At 63.8% G+C, this 13,560-nt stretch carries 19 protein-coding genes; 10 read left to right on the top strand and 9 right to left on the bottom strand.

The annotated features are described in order from the left end of the window. Positions 1-3: 3 nt before the first annotated feature. Together ACU5AX_RS07880 and ACU5AX_RS07875 are read right to left on the bottom strand one after the other, a co-directional pair. Entirely contained in the window at positions 4-972 is a 969-nt protein-coding gene (locus ACU5AX_RS07880) for a FecR family protein (RefSeq protein WP_446690336.1), read from the bottom strand. Further along, positions 956-1,513 carry an RNA polymerase sigma factor gene (locus ACU5AX_RS07875; protein ID WP_446690335.1) on the bottom strand — a complete coding sequence of 186 codons (558 nt, stop codon included), beginning with the start codon at positions 1,511-1,513 and terminating at the stop codon, positions 956-958. Before ACU5AX_RS07875 ends, ACU5AX_RS07880 begins: the two co-directional genes overlap by 17 nt. A 160-nt stretch (positions 1,514-1,673) precedes the next feature. Between ACU5AX_RS07875 and ACU5AX_RS07870 the strand changes: the two genes are divergently transcribed. Together ACU5AX_RS07870 and ACU5AX_RS07865 are read left to right on the top strand one after the other, a co-directional pair. Then, positions 1,674-2,066, top strand: a complete 393-nt coding sequence (locus tag ACU5AX_RS07870) for a glycine zipper 2TM domain-containing protein (protein ID WP_198354393.1) — start codon at positions 1,674-1,676, stop codon at positions 2,064-2,066. A gap of 98 nt (positions 2,067-2,164) precedes the next feature. Continuing rightward, complete coding sequence (locus ACU5AX_RS07865) at positions 2,165-2,290, top strand: hypothetical protein (protein WP_269769674.1); 126 nt, start codon at positions 2,165-2,167, stop codon at positions 2,288-2,290. Between the two features lie 269 nt (positions 2,291-2,559). Here ACU5AX_RS07865 and ACU5AX_RS07860 read toward each other — a convergent pair whose 3' ends face one another. Next, positions 2,560-2,931 (bottom strand): hypothetical protein, encoded by a 372-nt coding sequence (locus tag ACU5AX_RS07860; RefSeq protein WP_446690334.1) that lies wholly within the window; start codon positions 2,929-2,931, stop codon positions 2,560-2,562. A 41-nt stretch (positions 2,932-2,972) separates the two neighbouring features. Here ACU5AX_RS07860 and ACU5AX_RS07855 point away from each other — a divergent pair, with 41 nt between their 5' ends. Further along, entirely contained in the window at positions 2,973-3,179 is a 207-nt protein-coding gene (locus ACU5AX_RS07855) for a hypothetical protein (protein ID WP_446690333.1), read from the top strand. 736 nt (positions 3,180-3,915) lie between these two features. On the opposite strand, the gene ACU5AX_RS07850 is transcribed toward ACU5AX_RS07855, so the two are convergent. Further along, on the bottom strand, positions 3,916-4,398 hold the full coding sequence (locus tag ACU5AX_RS07850) for a hypothetical protein (protein WP_446690332.1): 483 nt from the start codon (positions 4,396-4,398) through the stop codon (positions 3,916-3,918). On the opposite strand from ACU5AX_RS07850, the gene ACU5AX_RS07845 reads away from it, so the two are divergent. After that, positions 4,397-4,723, top strand: coding sequence for a hypothetical protein (locus ACU5AX_RS07845; protein WP_446690331.1), 327 nt, complete (start codon positions 4,397-4,399; stop codon positions 4,721-4,723). The genes ACU5AX_RS07850 and ACU5AX_RS07845 overlap by 2 nt on opposite strands. Positions 4,724-4,881: 158 nt before the next feature. On the opposite strand, the gene ACU5AX_RS07840 is transcribed toward ACU5AX_RS07845, so the two are convergent. Continuing rightward, a complete protein-coding gene (locus ACU5AX_RS07840) occupies positions 4,882-5,226 on the bottom strand; it encodes a hypothetical protein (RefSeq protein ID WP_446690330.1) in 345 nt (114 codons plus the stop codon). Positions 5,227-6,283: 1,057 nt separating this feature from the next. Here ACU5AX_RS07840 and ACU5AX_RS07835 point away from each other — a divergent pair. Continuing rightward, positions 6,284-6,877, top strand: a complete 594-nt coding sequence (locus ACU5AX_RS07835; RefSeq protein WP_446690329.1) for a PEPxxWA-CTERM sorting domain-containing protein — start codon at positions 6,284-6,286, stop codon at positions 6,875-6,877. Between the two features lie 181 nt (positions 6,878-7,058). Here the strand turns inward: ACU5AX_RS07835 and ACU5AX_RS07830 are convergent, their stop codons facing one another. Further along, positions 7,059-7,238, bottom strand: coding sequence for a hypothetical protein (locus ACU5AX_RS07830; protein WP_446690328.1), 180 nt, complete (start codon positions 7,236-7,238; stop codon positions 7,059-7,061). A gap of 197 nt (positions 7,239-7,435) precedes the next feature. On the opposite strand from ACU5AX_RS07830, the gene ACU5AX_RS07825 reads away from it, so the two are divergent. Continuing rightward, entirely contained in the window at positions 7,436-8,077 is a 642-nt protein-coding gene (locus tag ACU5AX_RS07825; protein ID WP_446690327.1) for a PEPxxWA-CTERM sorting domain-containing protein, read from the top strand. A gap of 97 nt (positions 8,078-8,174) precedes the next feature. Here the strand turns inward: ACU5AX_RS07825 and ACU5AX_RS07820 are convergent, their stop codons facing one another. After that, a complete protein-coding gene (locus ACU5AX_RS07820) occupies positions 8,175-9,413 on the bottom strand; it encodes a DUF1996 domain-containing protein (protein ID WP_446690326.1) in 1,239 nt (412 codons plus the stop codon). A gap of 11 nt (positions 9,414-9,424) precedes the next feature. Next, positions 9,425-9,985, bottom strand: coding sequence for a hypothetical protein (locus ACU5AX_RS07815; protein WP_446690325.1), 561 nt, complete (start codon positions 9,983-9,985; stop codon positions 9,425-9,427). Between the two features lie 156 nt (positions 9,986-10,141). Between ACU5AX_RS07815 and ACU5AX_RS07810 the strand changes: the two genes are divergently transcribed. Both ACU5AX_RS07810 and ACU5AX_RS07805 read left to right on the top strand, forming a co-directional pair. Next, complete coding sequence (locus ACU5AX_RS07810; protein ID WP_446690324.1) at positions 10,142-10,612, top strand: hypothetical protein; 471 nt, start codon at positions 10,142-10,144, stop codon at positions 10,610-10,612. A gap of 601 nt (positions 10,613-11,213) precedes the next feature. Beyond that, a complete protein-coding gene (locus ACU5AX_RS07805; protein WP_446690323.1) occupies positions 11,214-11,450 on the top strand; it encodes a hypothetical protein in 237 nt (78 codons plus the stop codon). Between the two features lie 144 nt (positions 11,451-11,594). Here the strand turns inward: ACU5AX_RS07805 and ACU5AX_RS07800 are convergent, their stop codons facing one another. After that, complete coding sequence (locus ACU5AX_RS07800; protein ID WP_446690322.1) at positions 11,595-11,948, bottom strand: hypothetical protein; 354 nt, start codon at positions 11,946-11,948, stop codon at positions 11,595-11,597. Between the two features lie 473 nt (positions 11,949-12,421). Between ACU5AX_RS07800 and ACU5AX_RS07795 the strand changes: the two genes are divergently transcribed. Together ACU5AX_RS07795 and ACU5AX_RS07790 are read left to right on the top strand one after the other, a co-directional pair. Beyond that, complete coding sequence (locus tag ACU5AX_RS07795; RefSeq protein WP_446690321.1) at positions 12,422-12,649, top strand: hypothetical protein; 228 nt, start codon at positions 12,422-12,424, stop codon at positions 12,647-12,649. Positions 12,650-13,057: 408 nt separating this feature from the next. Then, positions 13,058-13,438: a hypothetical protein gene (locus ACU5AX_RS07790; RefSeq protein ID WP_446690320.1), complete on the top strand. Its 381-nt coding sequence runs from the start codon at positions 13,058-13,060 to the stop codon at positions 13,436-13,438. Positions 13,439-13,560 lie beyond the last annotated feature (122 nt).

The following is a 13,560-nucleotide window of genomic DNA, read 5'->3' as shown; positions in this document are numbered from 1 at the left end:
AGCCTAGGATGTCGCGTTTCCGTCGCCGTCGCGACGATTTTTCTTGGTCAGGCGGATTTGCTGCGGCGTGGTGGTGGCGACCATGTCGAACGACGTCGCCAGCATGGCGACGAATTCGTCGGGATTGTCGATCTGGAACAGCCCGACCAGCCGCTCGTCCTTCAAGCTGTCGTCGGCCAGCACGATCTGCCGCCGATTGTAGCGGTTGAACTCGCCGATCGCATAGCCGAGCGTCTCGTTCTCGAGCGCAATCTCGCCGTCGCGCCACGCCAGCGAGCGCTGGATCGCGGCCGGGGCGGCGCCGGTCACCGGCGTCGGCTGGCCGGGCGCAAAGGTCGCGAAATGTCCCGCCTCCAGGATCGTCATCGCGCCGCGCGCATCGCTCGGCCACACCGCGACCGTGCCCTCCGTCACCGCGACCTGCACGCCCGCCTCGGTGCGGCGGACCGAAAAGGCGGTGCCGACCGCGCGCGCCTGGGCGATGCCCGCGTCGACCACGAACGGACGCTGGCGGTCCTTGGCGACCTGGAACCAGGCCTGGCCCTGTTGCAGCGCGATGCGCCGGCTCTGCGAATCGAGCAGGACGCGCATGGCGCTGTCGGTGTCGATCGTCGCGACCGATCCGTCGGCGAGTGGCAGGCGACGGATCTCGCCGCGGGTGGTCGTCACCTCCTCACCGATCCAGCGCTGCCAGCCGATCATGCCCGCCAGTGCCGCGGCGATGGCGCCGCCGGCGCCGGCGAGCACCCAGCGACGGTTGGCCTGGCGGGGCGCCGCCAAGAGCGGCAGCGACGGCGCCTCGTCCGGTGCGACCGCCCGGTCGATCAGGGTGAGCGCCGCCTGCGCGCGCAGCAGGGCACCGGCATGCCGCGGATCGCAAGCCAGCCAGGCGTCGAGCTCGGCGCGGTCGTGACGATCGAGCGGATGCCGCAACGCCCAGGCGGCGGCCGTCGCCTCAACGCTGTCGGACATGCCGGTTCCTTCGTGTCGCGACCGGCGCGGTGCCGTCCTCGGTCAGCATCGTCAGAATGGCGCGCAGGCTGCGGCTCGCCTCATTCTCGACCACCGCCTCACTGACGCCGAGCGTGCGGGCGATCTCCTTTTGCGGCATGCCCTCGACCCGGCGCAGCACGAAGATGCGGCGGGCGCGATCGGACAGGGTGGCCAGCGCCGCCTGCACGCGGCGCAGCTCGTCACGCGCCAGCGCGGTGCGTTCTGGGCCGGGCTGGTCGCTCTCGATCTGATGGTGGACGTCGTCGATCGCCGCTTCGATCGGCACGATGCGCGCGCCGCGATGCTGGCGTTTGACGATGTTGCCCGCCATCGTGAACAGATAGGCGCGACCGTTGTCGATCGCTCCGACGTCCGTGATCTGGGCGAGGCGGCAATAGCATTCCTGCACGACATCCTCCACATCCCCCACGACACGGCGGCGCAGCCATGCCCTGAGATCGCGCTCATGCGGCAGGATCTCCCGTCCCACCCATTCCGCCAGAGCTTCGCGTTCCGTCACGTCTCCCCTCTCGCAGGGATAGAGGCAGGCGGCACGCATTTCCGTCATGCCGCGGCGCGAATTCTTCGGGTTTCCGCAAGGTGCGTCATTGGCCCTGACGCGGAGGCAACTTTCCACCGATCCGTGCGATTGATCGACATCAACGATGAGGGAGGACCTGATGCGTGCACTCACCCTGGGCCTGATGGCGGCGGCGACCCTGATGTCGGGATGCGTCGGCGACAGCTATGGTGGCCGGCGCTACGCCTATGACTATAACCGGCCGGATCCGGCCTATGGCGGCTATTACGCCGATCGCTATTATGTCGACGGGCCGCGCTATCGCGAGCGGCGGCTGCGCGCCTCGGATCGCGTCTATGTCGGACAGAACGGCCGTTATTATTGCCGGCGCAATGACGGTACGACCGGCCTCATCGTCGGCGGCATAGCCGGTGGCGCACTCGGCGCGGCGCTCACCTCAGGCGGGTCGCAGACGCTCGGCACCCTGCTCGGCGCGGCCGGCGGCGCCGTGGCGGGGCAGGCGATCGACCGCGATAACGTCCGCTGCCGCTGAGGCTGTGGCAGGGTCGCCGGCGCTCCGATGCCGGCGGCCTTGCGGCGGCGGGCCTACTGCTGCAACAGCGTCGCACCGCGCTGACGCAGGGGATGGCCATGACACCCGAATTGCCGCCGCGCCGACGGGCCGCCGACCGGCGCGGCTTCCTGGCTCTGGCGATATTCCTGATCGGCTTCGCCGGTATGATCTGGGCCTTGGCCAGCGCCGCCGGCCTGACCTGAACCCCGGATCAGCGCGACAGGCGCTTACCCTTAGCCCGCGCCATCGTCAGACCAAGACCTGTGCCCGCAGCCATCGATATCAGGCACCACGTCGCAATCGCCTTCACGATCATGCCTACCACCCGCTCTCCTTCCAAAGCCGTTAAGGGCTTTTCGGATCAAGGGTATGCGCATTCCGACTGTAACTGCAAGGCAAGAGCCCTGACATTCAGCCAAAGCGGGTATGATGATAATGTCGATCTCTGTGATCGAAGATGCGGTTTGCCGGATCAGGCGGCGATCGCATCATTCCGTAGCATCGCTTCCGCCGTGGCGCGCTCCACCGGAGTCAGCCCGGCCAACAGCTCCAGATGCTCGACAGGCAGTGTACGATCATGGGGTTGGTGATCGTCGGCATTCGCAGCGGGGCGGGACGTCCCAAACAGGCCAAGCTTCGTACGGTGCATAGAATCCTCAGACCCACCGGGCTTCTTGCCGGCATCGTGACGCATCAATTCCGCGACGCCGTTGCGGTTCCGTGCGCCAATCGAGCGAGAGCCCCATTTTGGCACAGTGTTCGGCCGGACTGGCGTCGGCAAAGGCCGTCCGGCAGAGCCAGTGCTGTCCTGACGCCAGAGAAATTGCTGCGCGTCCGCCATCATCCGGGGTTTGCACCACGGTCGTAGCGGCTTAGGCTCCGGCCATGGACATGTGGCCTGCCATTGTCGGCGTGACCGCTGCGATTGCCATTGCCGTGGTGCTGTCTTTTGTCGCCGTGCAGCGCCGCCGACGTGCCGCGCGACGCGCCTGGGTCGACTATTTCCAGCACGGCGGCCTGGCATGGCGGCTGGTCCAGCGCTGGTCGCACACGCCGCGGCTGACCGACCAGCGCAAAGGCGGCGACGGCTGAGGATTGGGTTGGCGCGGTTGGGATGGCGGCGCGGGGAGGGGATCGCCGCATCCGCGAGCTTGGCAATCACCACGCCATTACCTTTTCCGGTGTGATGCCCGCGCAAGTACCCCAGCTTAGACGCCGATGAGATACGCTATCCTGACGGTTGCTGTGGGGAAGGGGGCAACGCGATGTCGCAAAATGGCTCGCGCGTGACCACGACAAATCGCCCGGCACACGAAACGCCGTCGCGATCGCGGCACAATACGGTCTTGAGTGGTGGTGAGCAATACCGCCGGCACGAATGGTGAGGCGGTTTACCGTCTCGACCGATACGGTTTAGGCTGCTGGAAATATGCGGCGTACGCGCGCTTGCGTCGACGGCTTTCGGCACCGGCCATCCGAACCGCCACGCCAAGAAGCGCAATCAGCAGCACGAGCACAATTAACAAAGGATCCATACGCCTGACGCCAACCGTAGCCATGATTGTGCCGGTACCCCGGACGTGCCCAGAACGCGCCACTGTCAATCGGGATCCATGGACGTTCCCGCTCCGGGGGGGGGCTTCGGCGCCCCGTCTTCGTCACGTCGGCAGCGAGCAGGGCTGACCACTACGGGCATGCGGGGCTCGTTCGCACGTGACGGCGCCATGATCAGCAGGTCCACCACCGATCGCTTCGAAACCACGGCGGCGCCGCCCGCATTCGTGGTCGCGCGTGATACTCCAAGGCTTCCGCCGCCTCAGACACGACGTCATGCGATATGGTCGTGCTCAGGGGCCTCTGTGTCGTTGATCAGCGAAACGATAGCGGCGTGCTCAACCTGTAGATGGCGAAGTAGCTGCTCGGACATGGCGAGCATTTCGCGTCGATATGCCTGCCAGTCATCCGCAACGTTCACGTGTTGCCATCGCGTAAAGTACGTGCTGAATGCCTCCCCCATCAAAATGCATTCGCATTTCAACAGGCGCGCCGTTGCCGAGCGTTGCTTCTGGGCAGCCTGAATCACCGGGTCGAAAATCGCTCCATGCTTGAAGCGCTGATAGCGACCCAAAAGTTCAAACACGCGCCCGCGATCGATGCTGATAATCTCCGAGACGCTGATCTGATCCGTTTCGACGAGCGCACGAGCTCGTGTGACCAGCTCCCTTGCTTCATTTACAAACTGATCGGCATCCGCTCGGATATCATCGCTAAAGCGAGGAGTGACAGCGTGGAGCAAAGGCTGAATTGACATGGCAACAGCCTGGACTTCACAGGTTAATGAATTCGCGGCTGCACGCCACATGGTACGGTACCGCGCGAGCGGCCCGCTGGTCTCAAGGCGGTTGCATAATTACGTTATCGCAATGAGCACCCGCCCCCTGAGCATCATCGAGCGCGCGATCGAACTTGCAAAGTCAGGCGCCTGTCACAGCTTGGCCGACATCCGGCATCAGCTGGCGGCAGAGCGTTACGAGAACGTTCACGGCCATACGACTGGTGCCAGCATCCAGAAACAACTCCGTGACCTGCTTGTCGCCCGTGGCGTGAAAGGCGCTGAGAGAGACGAGGACGAATAGGGCTGGGCCCCACCATTGGGGCATATGACGCGGGGGAGGGCGAGATGACAGGTCGCGTTCCGCGATGGTGCGGTCCTCGCCCGCCGTCCTCACTCAGCCTCGATTCTCGGTTCGCCGCTGATGCTTAGCCCCATCGGCCAGGCCTTTGGCATGCGGCCTCACTTTGCTGCAGCCGCCTTTGCCGCAGCGGCGAGACGCTGGTTCGTCGCTTGGGCGCGGGCTGCGCAAGCCTTCAGGACTTTCACCGCATCGGCGCCGCTGATGCCCTTGCCGAGCTGACGCAGCGACGAGGTGATCGTTGCCGATGGCAGGTTCGAGATGCGACCGAGGTAATATGCGGAGGTCATCGCGGCCAATTTCCGGCTGGCGTCATTCTCTGCTTTCGGCCCTACGACGTTGCTGATCAACAAGCAGCGTACGTCGTCCAACGACGATTGGGCGTGCAGGGGGGGGGTGCCGACCGAAATGGCTAGACCCAAGGCTGCGGCGACCGCGATCTTCATGCTGTACTCCTAGGCGCCGATTGCGCGTGAGCGATGTACGACGCGAAGGCGCTCAGGGACAGCTGATTGGATGCGTTGCCCCCCGTGCGCTTTGCATGGCGCAGACGAAGGGGCTGAAAAAGGATACCGGACGTCGATAAACATACCGCCGTGTTCACCAGATCCATCATCCGAAACGTCACGATCGCTGGCTTAGCTGGTCTGCATGACGATCGACGAGCTCGAGAATGAAGCCCTTCGGATCCTGCATCGCGCCAATCACGGCGACCCGTCAGAAGCCGCATGGCTCCGGCGTCATGCAGCAGCTCTCATCCTAGCGGCGGCCGTACAGAGTAGGGCCGGTGGAATTATCCTCGGAAACCAACCCAGTCTGCGCCCAACATCGTGCCTGACCAGGGCAGCGTGACCGGATCGTATGCCAGTGGACGAGGGCACCTTCGACGCTGAATTGGGTATCCTGTTGCACAGGGGCCGAGGCGGGGCACAGGGAGTGCCGGGGCGGGAGATCGGCGGAAATCGGCGTGCCCGCTCGGGCTCCTGCACCGTCGGGGACGAGGGGCACTACGTCTGACCGACCAGCGAGATGATGCTGGTGTCGAGAACAAAACGGAACGTCTTGGATGGCTCTCCGGATCGGGTCGGAGGACAGCCGATGCAGACCGGATCAAGGGGCAGCTGGAAAGCGAGACGGTCATCCTGCAGCCGGACTTGATCGGCGCATCCTATGCCAAGGTCGGAGCGTGGGACGTCGACGAACCACACCCCTGCCCCGATCTGGTGAGGCGCGGATCGCGCACCTCGCCGCGAAGCTGTGGGACAGCCGCTTTGAGCGATGGAAGGTCCGTTGCCGTGGGATCAAGCCGGGGCGACGTGGCAGGCAGCGTTCCGCGAACTGGTCGTGGCGGCACGGCGGGCGCTCACCGCGGAGTAACGTCGGTTAATGCACCGATATGGCACGATCAAAATTAGTGCTGCCCTGGGGCCTATCTACCTGGTGAATACCAGATTAATGCAATTCTCAGCCCCGCTCCTTTGCGTGGCGCAAAGGGGATGACACATGAAGAAGACAATTCTCGCACTCTCGATGGCAGGCGCCACAATGTTGATGTCGAGCCACGCCAATGCGGAGGTGTTGAATTTCGAGGACGCGCCGACGAGCGATTATGTCGCCCTCACGAGCTATAAGGGCTATACTTTTAGCAATGTTTACAACGTGGCCGGCCAAAGTTATGGGTATGGTTACGCAGCCGGTGTGGTTTCCGCACCTAACGTGATCTTCAATGGGTACGGTAATATCGCCTCGATTTCGTCGGCGACGGCATTCCTGTTGAATAGCGCGTATTTCACGGGTGCCTACGGCGACCAATCCGTCACGGTGACGGGCTACAACGGGCTCACGCAGGTCTTCAGTGAAACGTTCGACACACTGATCTCCTCGCCGACACTGCACTCCTTCAACGCGGTGCCGATCACTAGTTTTTCATTCGTCTCGCCAAATTCTCAGGTCGTTATCGATAATCTCAACCTGAGCCCGGCAACTGCCGCCGTCCCCGAGCCCGCCACCTGGGCGCTGATGATTCTCGGTATGGGCGCAGTCGGCTTCGCTATGCGTCGCCGCAAGACCGTCAACATGACCGTCCGCTTCGCCTGATTTCGACCCGTTATCAGGCTAAGAGGAGCCGTCGTCCGGGCAAGGGGCGGCGGCTTTTCTGTCTTTGCTGCCTGTCCTGCAACAGGGCGATCAGTTGAAGCTGGTGAACTGCTGATGATCGACGATCAGATACTTGGTGCCTGCATCCCGTCGTTGCCGCCTATCAGGATGTATCGACGCCTTATTGCCCTGCTTCGCGGAAGCTTGGGATCAGCCGGTGATCGCGGCGTCGCGGTTCTCCCAGAAGCAGTTCATGCACGCGGTCGGACGCCAGCGATGCGAGTGCGGCGATAAAGGTAGCGGCTATGCTGCCACCCCAAATTATCGCAACGAGCAGGATCATCGTTTCGAATGCGGACATACCAAATGCACCTTTTACGCGGTCACTAGGGCCGCGAAACGGCGCGATCGTCGTGTGGTTCCCACCTCGGTTTAGGTGTCCCAATCTAGGACACCGCTTAACATTTCGTAAACCACCCCGGCGAGGTTGGAACTTGCTGGCACACGGCGAATTTCGCCGAGAGCCCGGAGTGCTGGGTGGTTCAGAGAGGTAAGATCATGAAGAAATTTCTTGGGTTGCTCGCGGCCGGCACCGCTATGTGCGTGGCATCGAGCGCGAACGCTGCGCCGATCATGGGATCGTTCAGTCTCACTTCCTTCGGTGGCAGCTACGTTGGCGGCACTGCGGCGACCGCTACGGGCCTCGATTTTGGCAGTGCGTCCGGCGGCACTGGTAACGGCTTTGGCACTAACGGCACGGCATTGGTCGGCAACGCGACGGGTAGCTTCGCCGGTCTCAACGGCCTGACCGCCTCGATCGCAGACCTCGCTCTGGGTGCCTTTGCGAACCCGACGGCAAATCCGTTCCTGTCGTTCGGCAATGCCAGCAACATCGTCTTCAACTTCACCAACGCAGCGCTTACCCGGTCGCCGCTGGGCACCAGCGTGACGGTTACCGGGACCGGTACGTTCAGCAACGGAAACGCTGCCGACACGTCGACCGGCATGTTCACCCTGGCGACTGCCTCGCAGAACGGCATGGCAAGCGACGTCAACTTCACGTTCACCAGCAACGTCAGCGCGGTTGCCGGCGCTGTCCCCGAGCCGGCGACCTGGGCAATGATGATCCTCGGTATGGGCGCTGTCGGCTTCGCGATGCGTCGCCGCAAGAACGTCAACACGACCGTTCGCTTCGCCTGATCTGACCTCTCCGGTCAGGTTGAGAGGAGCCGTCGTCCCAACGAGGGGCGGCGGCTTTTCTGTGTCCGCGGCGGCTCGTGCCATCTCGCCGAGAATGTCAGCGGATCGGCGCGTCGATCAGCCGCTGCACCGCTGCATAGGTCAGCGGGCCGCGCTTCAGCATCGTGCCATCGCCAAGCTCGCCATCCGAACAGTTGAGCAGCCGGCCGATGCAGCGGCCTTCCCAGACCTTCCGAACGCCGGGGTCCCAGGCTTCCATATAGTCCGCATGGAAGGTCGAGCCGCCGGGCATGGTCATGCCGTTCATGCGGTCTGAGGAGAACCACACGTCACCATCATCAGCCGTGATCGTATAGGCCAGCTGCTGCCGCAGCTGCGGGATCAGATAGGGATGGTCGGCCGGGCACTGCGGATACGCCTCGCCGATGTATTTGGCCTGGGTGACGTGCGAGCGGTGATCGGCGCTGTCGAGGTCGCCGTTCCAGCAGGCACCGAAGTTGACCGCCGACATGATCTGACCGGCGCCGCCACAGTCGGCGATCGCCTCGGCTAGGGTGGCGCGCTCGATCTGCGGTTTGCCGTCGGTGATGCAGCGGTGGGTATAGGTGGCGTTCTCGGGCTGGGGCTGGCCCATCCGCTTCATGTCGTAGCCGGAGACGATGCGCAGGCCGGTCGGCAGACCGACGCAGCCCTTGGCTGACTCTTTCAGGCACTGCGGATCACCGTCGGGCAGACGCTTGTAGTAGATCGACATGTAATCGGGCACGATCACCTTGCCCGCCGCGTTCATCAGCGCCGGCACCCAATAGGCCGAGCGGTTCAGCTTGTTCGAGCAGGTGCTCTCACCGCTCGCGCGCAGGCTGGCATAGGTCGACGCCCAATTGCCGCCATCGTTGCCGTACCATTGGTGGAGGTGCGGCGAGCCGCCCTTGACGCCCGGATACAGGATCGGATCGTCATAGTTCAGCTGACCGGCGGTGCAGATGAACCGAAAAGCGCCGACATTGTCCGGCTTGCCCGAGGGCACGGGGTTGTGCGCCCCCGGCCCGATCAGCGGCGCAGTGGCGAAGTTGCTCGCGATCGGCGTCACTGCGGCCGGCTGGGGGGTGGGCGATGGGGCGGGCGCAGGCGTAATGGCGGCGATACGGTCGCGGCGCGTCTGCGCCGCGCTCGCCGCAATCACCTTGGCCTTGCCGAAGCAGTCGGCGGCCGTGGCGAACTTCACCGGGTTCGAGGCATCGGCCTTGCCGATCGCCACCGTGCCGCAGCTCGACACCGACTGCGCAGCGGCTGGGCCGGTGAGGACGAGCAGCGCCAGAATGAGAAGGTGCTTCATGGTCATGTTCCTCATGCAGGCCCGAACGCGATGCCGGCCAGGCGGATGTAGGACGCGCTGCCAGCGAAAACGACGGATGAGCTCGCGATCGCGGGCAAGGTGGCGACGGTGGAGAGGGTCTGCCCGTCGTCGAAGTTGGTGAAGTTCCCCGTCGCGATGGTGGTGCCGCCGTCGTCGTTCGTCAGTGTGGCGAGGCCGCTGTTGGCATTGCCGATGTCGTTGATCGCGAACCGCAGCACGAGGCCGTTGGCCGGCAACGTCAGCGTGTTCGTCATCGTGACGCCGGTGTCGTTGCCGGGCCCGAACTTGTCGGTCGAGCCGCTGGAGCCTGCGGGAACCGAGGTGAAGAGTGCATCGTCGGCATCGAACAGGCCGTTGACGACGGTCTTGTTCGTCAGCGTCGCCGCGGTGCCGTAGCGCGCGGCCGCGGGCACGTCTGACGAGAACTGGTGCGTGTCGGAATAGGTATAGGCGCTGGTGTCGATCAACTGCGCCTTCACGAGGCCGCTGACCAGGTTGATGCCCGCGGTCAGGAGCGCCTGATCGTACTTGGGATAGAGCTTGTTCGCCATGGCGGTGGTCCTTTGGAGATTGAAGCGGACGGACGGGCTGCCTGAGATAAGGTGGGCAGCGGTCGGATTTTGTGCGGTTTCGAACCGAGCTGATTATTCAATCCGCATCAATGCTAGGGGCTCGCCACGTCCGAAGGGGCGGACGGAGAAACCGTAGTGCCGACGCAGCCCATCATGATCGAAGCGAGGCGGCTCCGTCAGGAGGCGCTCGACGTCATTTCAACTGTTCTGATGTCGTTGGGCGAGGGGCAGGACCGGTTCCTGAGCCGCCTTCCAAAGCTACGACTTGAGATGAATTCGATCGTGACGGTCTATCAAGCCTTCAAACATCGACACATCTTCGAGCCGCTATCCCAATCCGAAGACGCGGTGGATCGATCTGCTGCCAATGATCTCAAGATTGCGTCTATTTCCGCTTCGGAGTCATACCGCGCTCATATGCAGGCATGGCCGAGATCACGGGTTGAGGATGATTGGCGAGGCTATTGCGCAGCCGTTCGACTGATCGGCGGCTCGCTGCATCGAGCGATCGTCTTGGAAGGCGATCTCGTCGAGGAGCTATTGTCGAGGCAGCACGGCGTCGACACTGTTGAGCGAGACGAGGAATCGCACTCGGGCAAACCCTGACCGCTTCCAATCACCCTGTTTCAACGCGGCCAAGGCTCAAGCAGCAGGCGGCGCTTGTCGTCGCTGGAGCGCAGATCGAAGCGTCCCTGACGGATGGTGGCGTCGTCGTCGGCCGCGGAGGCGCTACCGTCGGGCTGGCGCTGCACTGCGTCCAGACTCCGACGATGTCGCGATAGGGCATTAGCGCCGGTCCCTTCGGGCCGTCCTCCCACTTGCTGACGAACGGCGTCGTCAGCGCCGCGGCAGCGAGCCCCATCATGATCGCCAGCTCGGTCAGGCCGGAGGCGCGGGGCTTCGCGCCCGGAACCGCAGGAGTCGTTCATGTGAACTCCTATTTATTTGAAAGCAGATGACGCTGGGCGCAGCGGGATCTTGCCGGATCGACGCCAGCGGTCCGGGGCGCCGTCACGCCACTCTCCCCCGGTAGTGGCGGCGCCGTCTCAGCCGGCGACGGGCGGGGTGGCGACGGCGATCTTGGCGGCGACGATCGTGCCCTTTTCGAGCGCCTCTTCGCTTTTGTGGCGTATCCGCATTTCCTCGATGTGCTTGACCGCCTCGGCGACCTTGGTCGGAGCGGCCGCATGACGGTCATCTCCGCCTCATGCGAGACGCGCTCCTCGTCGAGCTTCTTCTCCAGCTTTTCGACACGGACGATAAGGTCGTCGCCCAGCTTTTCCTCCGCATTCTCCTCGAGCTCGCGCATCTTGGGGCGCAGCTTGACCCAGGCGGTGAGGATGCCACCGCCGAGCAGGAGGTTGAGGAGCCCGAAGATCGCGCCCCATCCGAATGGCATGGCTTGCCTCCCGGGACACAGCTGCCAGGAAGGTCAGGCGGTTGATCGCGAGCAGGAACACCAGGCTCCAGATCGGATCGAGATAGCGCCCATGCCCGCGGAAAAGCCGAAGCACCGCAGGCGCGAGGCACGCGATGCAGATCAGCCATGCTGTCGCGCTCCCGAGGCGAAGCCACCAATCAAGGCTGCTCATTGCGATCTCCCGATCCAAGCGGCGTCGCGCCAGGAGGCGGTCAGGGTGGAGTAGCGGACGTTGTCGCCATCGAGGTTCTGGATGCTGGCATCGGCACCGATCGCGCGCAGCCGGATGTCGATCGCCGCGCCCATGGCGAGGAAGGGAAAGCGCCAAGCGCCGTCGATGACGAGGCCGCCGGCGCCGACGGGCTTGTCGAACAGCATCGTCTCGAGGTTGCCCTCGATGAACACCGCCATCTGAAGCTCCGACACCCCGCTCGCCGAAGCGACCCGCAGCGCCGTTGCGATCTCGAGCGCCGACCAGCGTGCGCAGGACGCCTGCCTGCGGTTCCACCGCGCCAAGGCCATCGTCCAGCGCGACCGTGAAGGGCGCCTTGACCCACTGACCCTGTGGCATCGGGACGTTTGCCGCGGCGATCGTCATGCGCGTCGAGATCGCCTCGACCGGATCGGCCATGGCGACATCCATCGAGAGGAGCGACCAGGCGCTGGTCAGGTAGACGCCGTTCCCGATGACAGCTTCGCCATTCTGATCGTCCGTGGGGCCGGGATCGCGGCTGACCCATTCCGCGAGCAACGCGTTCGGCGCGACCTGCCGGACCTGTGCAATCCCCTGGTAGCTGTCGGTCAGGACCCGCTGATACAGCTGCCCTGCCACCTTGAAGTAGCCCTTGGCCGGAGTGGCATCGCGACCCGCGGCGGCTAGCGACAGCAGCGATTGATTGTGCTCGGTCCGAACCAGAGTCCGACGCCGGCGCAACAAACGCGCGGCACCTCAACGCAAGCCGGCCGTTCAAAGGGCGATACATGGAGAACCCCACATGACCGGACTGCTGAACGACCGCGCGACCTTGTACCGCCGGATGCCCGACAGCACCGAGGGTGCTCCGCAGCAGGAGCTGACCCTAGAGGGCACGATCCGCGAATGTGCCCAGTACCTGCGAGAGCAGCCCGAACACGGTCGCGAGTGCTTCTTCGCCGAGCTGGCGGATGGAAAGCGCCTGTCGGCCGAGGAGATTGACCGCATCGCTGTGAACGAGGGCGCCTGACGGCATCACTGACCCGCGTCCTCACCTAGCTTCAAGGCGGGGACGGCCATGCGTTCGGCCCATGCCTCCAACGCTGCCGCTTTCGTCAGGCTCTCTTAGCTGATCCCGCGCTTTGCTGATGGCTTACCGGGGAGGCTGCGTTCAGCACTGCCACACACGGTATCGAGGTCAGATAACTCAAGTGAGCTGCTTAAGTAGTTCGCCTTCGCGCGCGAGGCGGCGGGCGCGCTGCGCTGGGCCTGCCCTGCCTCGCTTTCGGTCTGCCATGGTCTACTCTACACAGCATTGAAGCTTGCGAAGAGTCTCAGGTTTAACGATTTTTTTGCTCGCAGACGATTAAAAAGCCCGTGGGGATGCCGTTCTGCGTAGTGCTTAGGCGAAGCGAGGCGGTGATAAGCGGGGGAGTGAATGGAACACCTGGCGTCGATGCATTTGAAACTGCGGGTCCTGATCGCCGATCTGGCAAATGAGACGTCCAAGCCCGCTCCAGATATGCCCGCGTTATCCGCTATCCGACTGAAGCTATCCCAGACCAGCCGTGCGCGAGCGACGAGGCTCGAAATGATGTTCGATGGTGCACGAGCATCCGCCGCAGGCGTGAGCCCTGAGCTGGCTCGCGTAGTAGACGATGCCCGCCAAGCTCGGCTTTTTTCCGCCGCGCATATTGGCAAATGGACCTTGAGGGCCATCGAAGCGGACTGGGAAGGCTATTGTCGCGCTTCCGCCAATATGCGCACCTTCATGCTCAGCCAGATCGACGCAGAGGCGAAGGCGCTCAAACTGCCGTGAAAGCATAGCTCGGTCCTGAAATGGCCGGGGCTAACGTACGGTCGCGTTCACCCGAGCCATCGCCCGGCACGTGAGTGCGGCACCGTACGCGTCGCCATTAACTACTTCAGTACATTGAGCGC

This window comes from Sphingomonas benefaciens (assembly GCF_052907485.1).
This window is presented reverse-complemented; position numbering and strand designations above follow the sequence as displayed.

Coding starts and splice junctions, on each gene's coding strand:
- ACU5AX_RS07880 (WP_446690336.1), bottom strand. CDS start 972: ATGTCCGACAGCGTTGAGGCGACGGCCGCCGCCTGGGCGTTGCGGCAT.
- ACU5AX_RS07870 (WP_198354393.1), top strand. CDS start 1,674: ATGCGTGCACTCACCCTGGGCCTGATGGCGGCGGCGACCCTGATGTCG.
- ACU5AX_RS07865 (WP_269769674.1), top strand. CDS start 2,165: ATGACACCCGAATTGCCGCCGCGCCGACGGGCCGCCGACCGGCGCGGC.
- ACU5AX_RS07860 (WP_446690334.1), bottom strand. CDS start 2,931: ATGATGGCGGACGCGCAGCAATTTCTCTGGCGTCAGGACAGCACTGGC.
- ACU5AX_RS07855 (WP_446690333.1), top strand. CDS start 2,973: ATGGACATGTGGCCTGCCATTGTCGGCGTGACCGCTGCGATTGCCATT.
- ACU5AX_RS07845 (WP_446690331.1), top strand. CDS start 4,397: ATGGCAACAGCCTGGACTTCACAGGTTAATGAATTCGCGGCTGCACGC.
- ACU5AX_RS07850 (WP_446690332.1), bottom strand. CDS start 4,398: ATGTCAATTCAGCCTTTGCTCCACGCTGTCACTCCTCGCTTTAGCGAT.
- ACU5AX_RS07840 (WP_446690330.1), bottom strand. CDS start 5,226: ATGAAGATCGCGGTCGCCGCAGCCTTGGGTCTAGCCATTTCGGTCGGC.
- ACU5AX_RS07835 (WP_446690329.1), top strand. CDS start 6,284: ATGAAGAAGACAATTCTCGCACTCTCGATGGCAGGCGCCACAATGTTG.
- ACU5AX_RS07830 (WP_446690328.1), bottom strand. CDS start 7,238: ATGTCCGCATTCGAAACGATGATCCTGCTCGTTGCGATAATTTGGGGT.
- ACU5AX_RS07825 (WP_446690327.1), top strand. CDS start 7,436: ATGAAGAAATTTCTTGGGTTGCTCGCGGCCGGCACCGCTATGTGCGTG.
- ACU5AX_RS07820 (WP_446690326.1), bottom strand. CDS start 9,413: ATGAAGCACCTTCTCATTCTGGCGCTGCTCGTCCTCACCGGCCCAGCC.
- ACU5AX_RS07815 (WP_446690325.1), bottom strand. CDS start 9,985: ATGGCGAACAAGCTCTATCCCAAGTACGATCAGGCGCTCCTGACCGCG.
- ACU5AX_RS07805 (WP_446690323.1), top strand. CDS start 11,214: ATGCGAGACGCGCTCCTCGTCGAGCTTCTTCTCCAGCTTTTCGACACG.
- ACU5AX_RS07800 (WP_446690322.1), bottom strand. CDS start 11,948: ATGGCCTTGGCGCGGTGGAACCGCAGGCAGGCGTCCTGCGCACGCTGG.
- ACU5AX_RS07795 (WP_446690321.1), top strand. CDS start 12,422: ATGACCGGACTGCTGAACGACCGCGCGACCTTGTACCGCCGGATGCCC.
- ACU5AX_RS07790 (WP_446690320.1), top strand. CDS start 13,058: ATGGAACACCTGGCGTCGATGCATTTGAAACTGCGGGTCCTGATCGCC.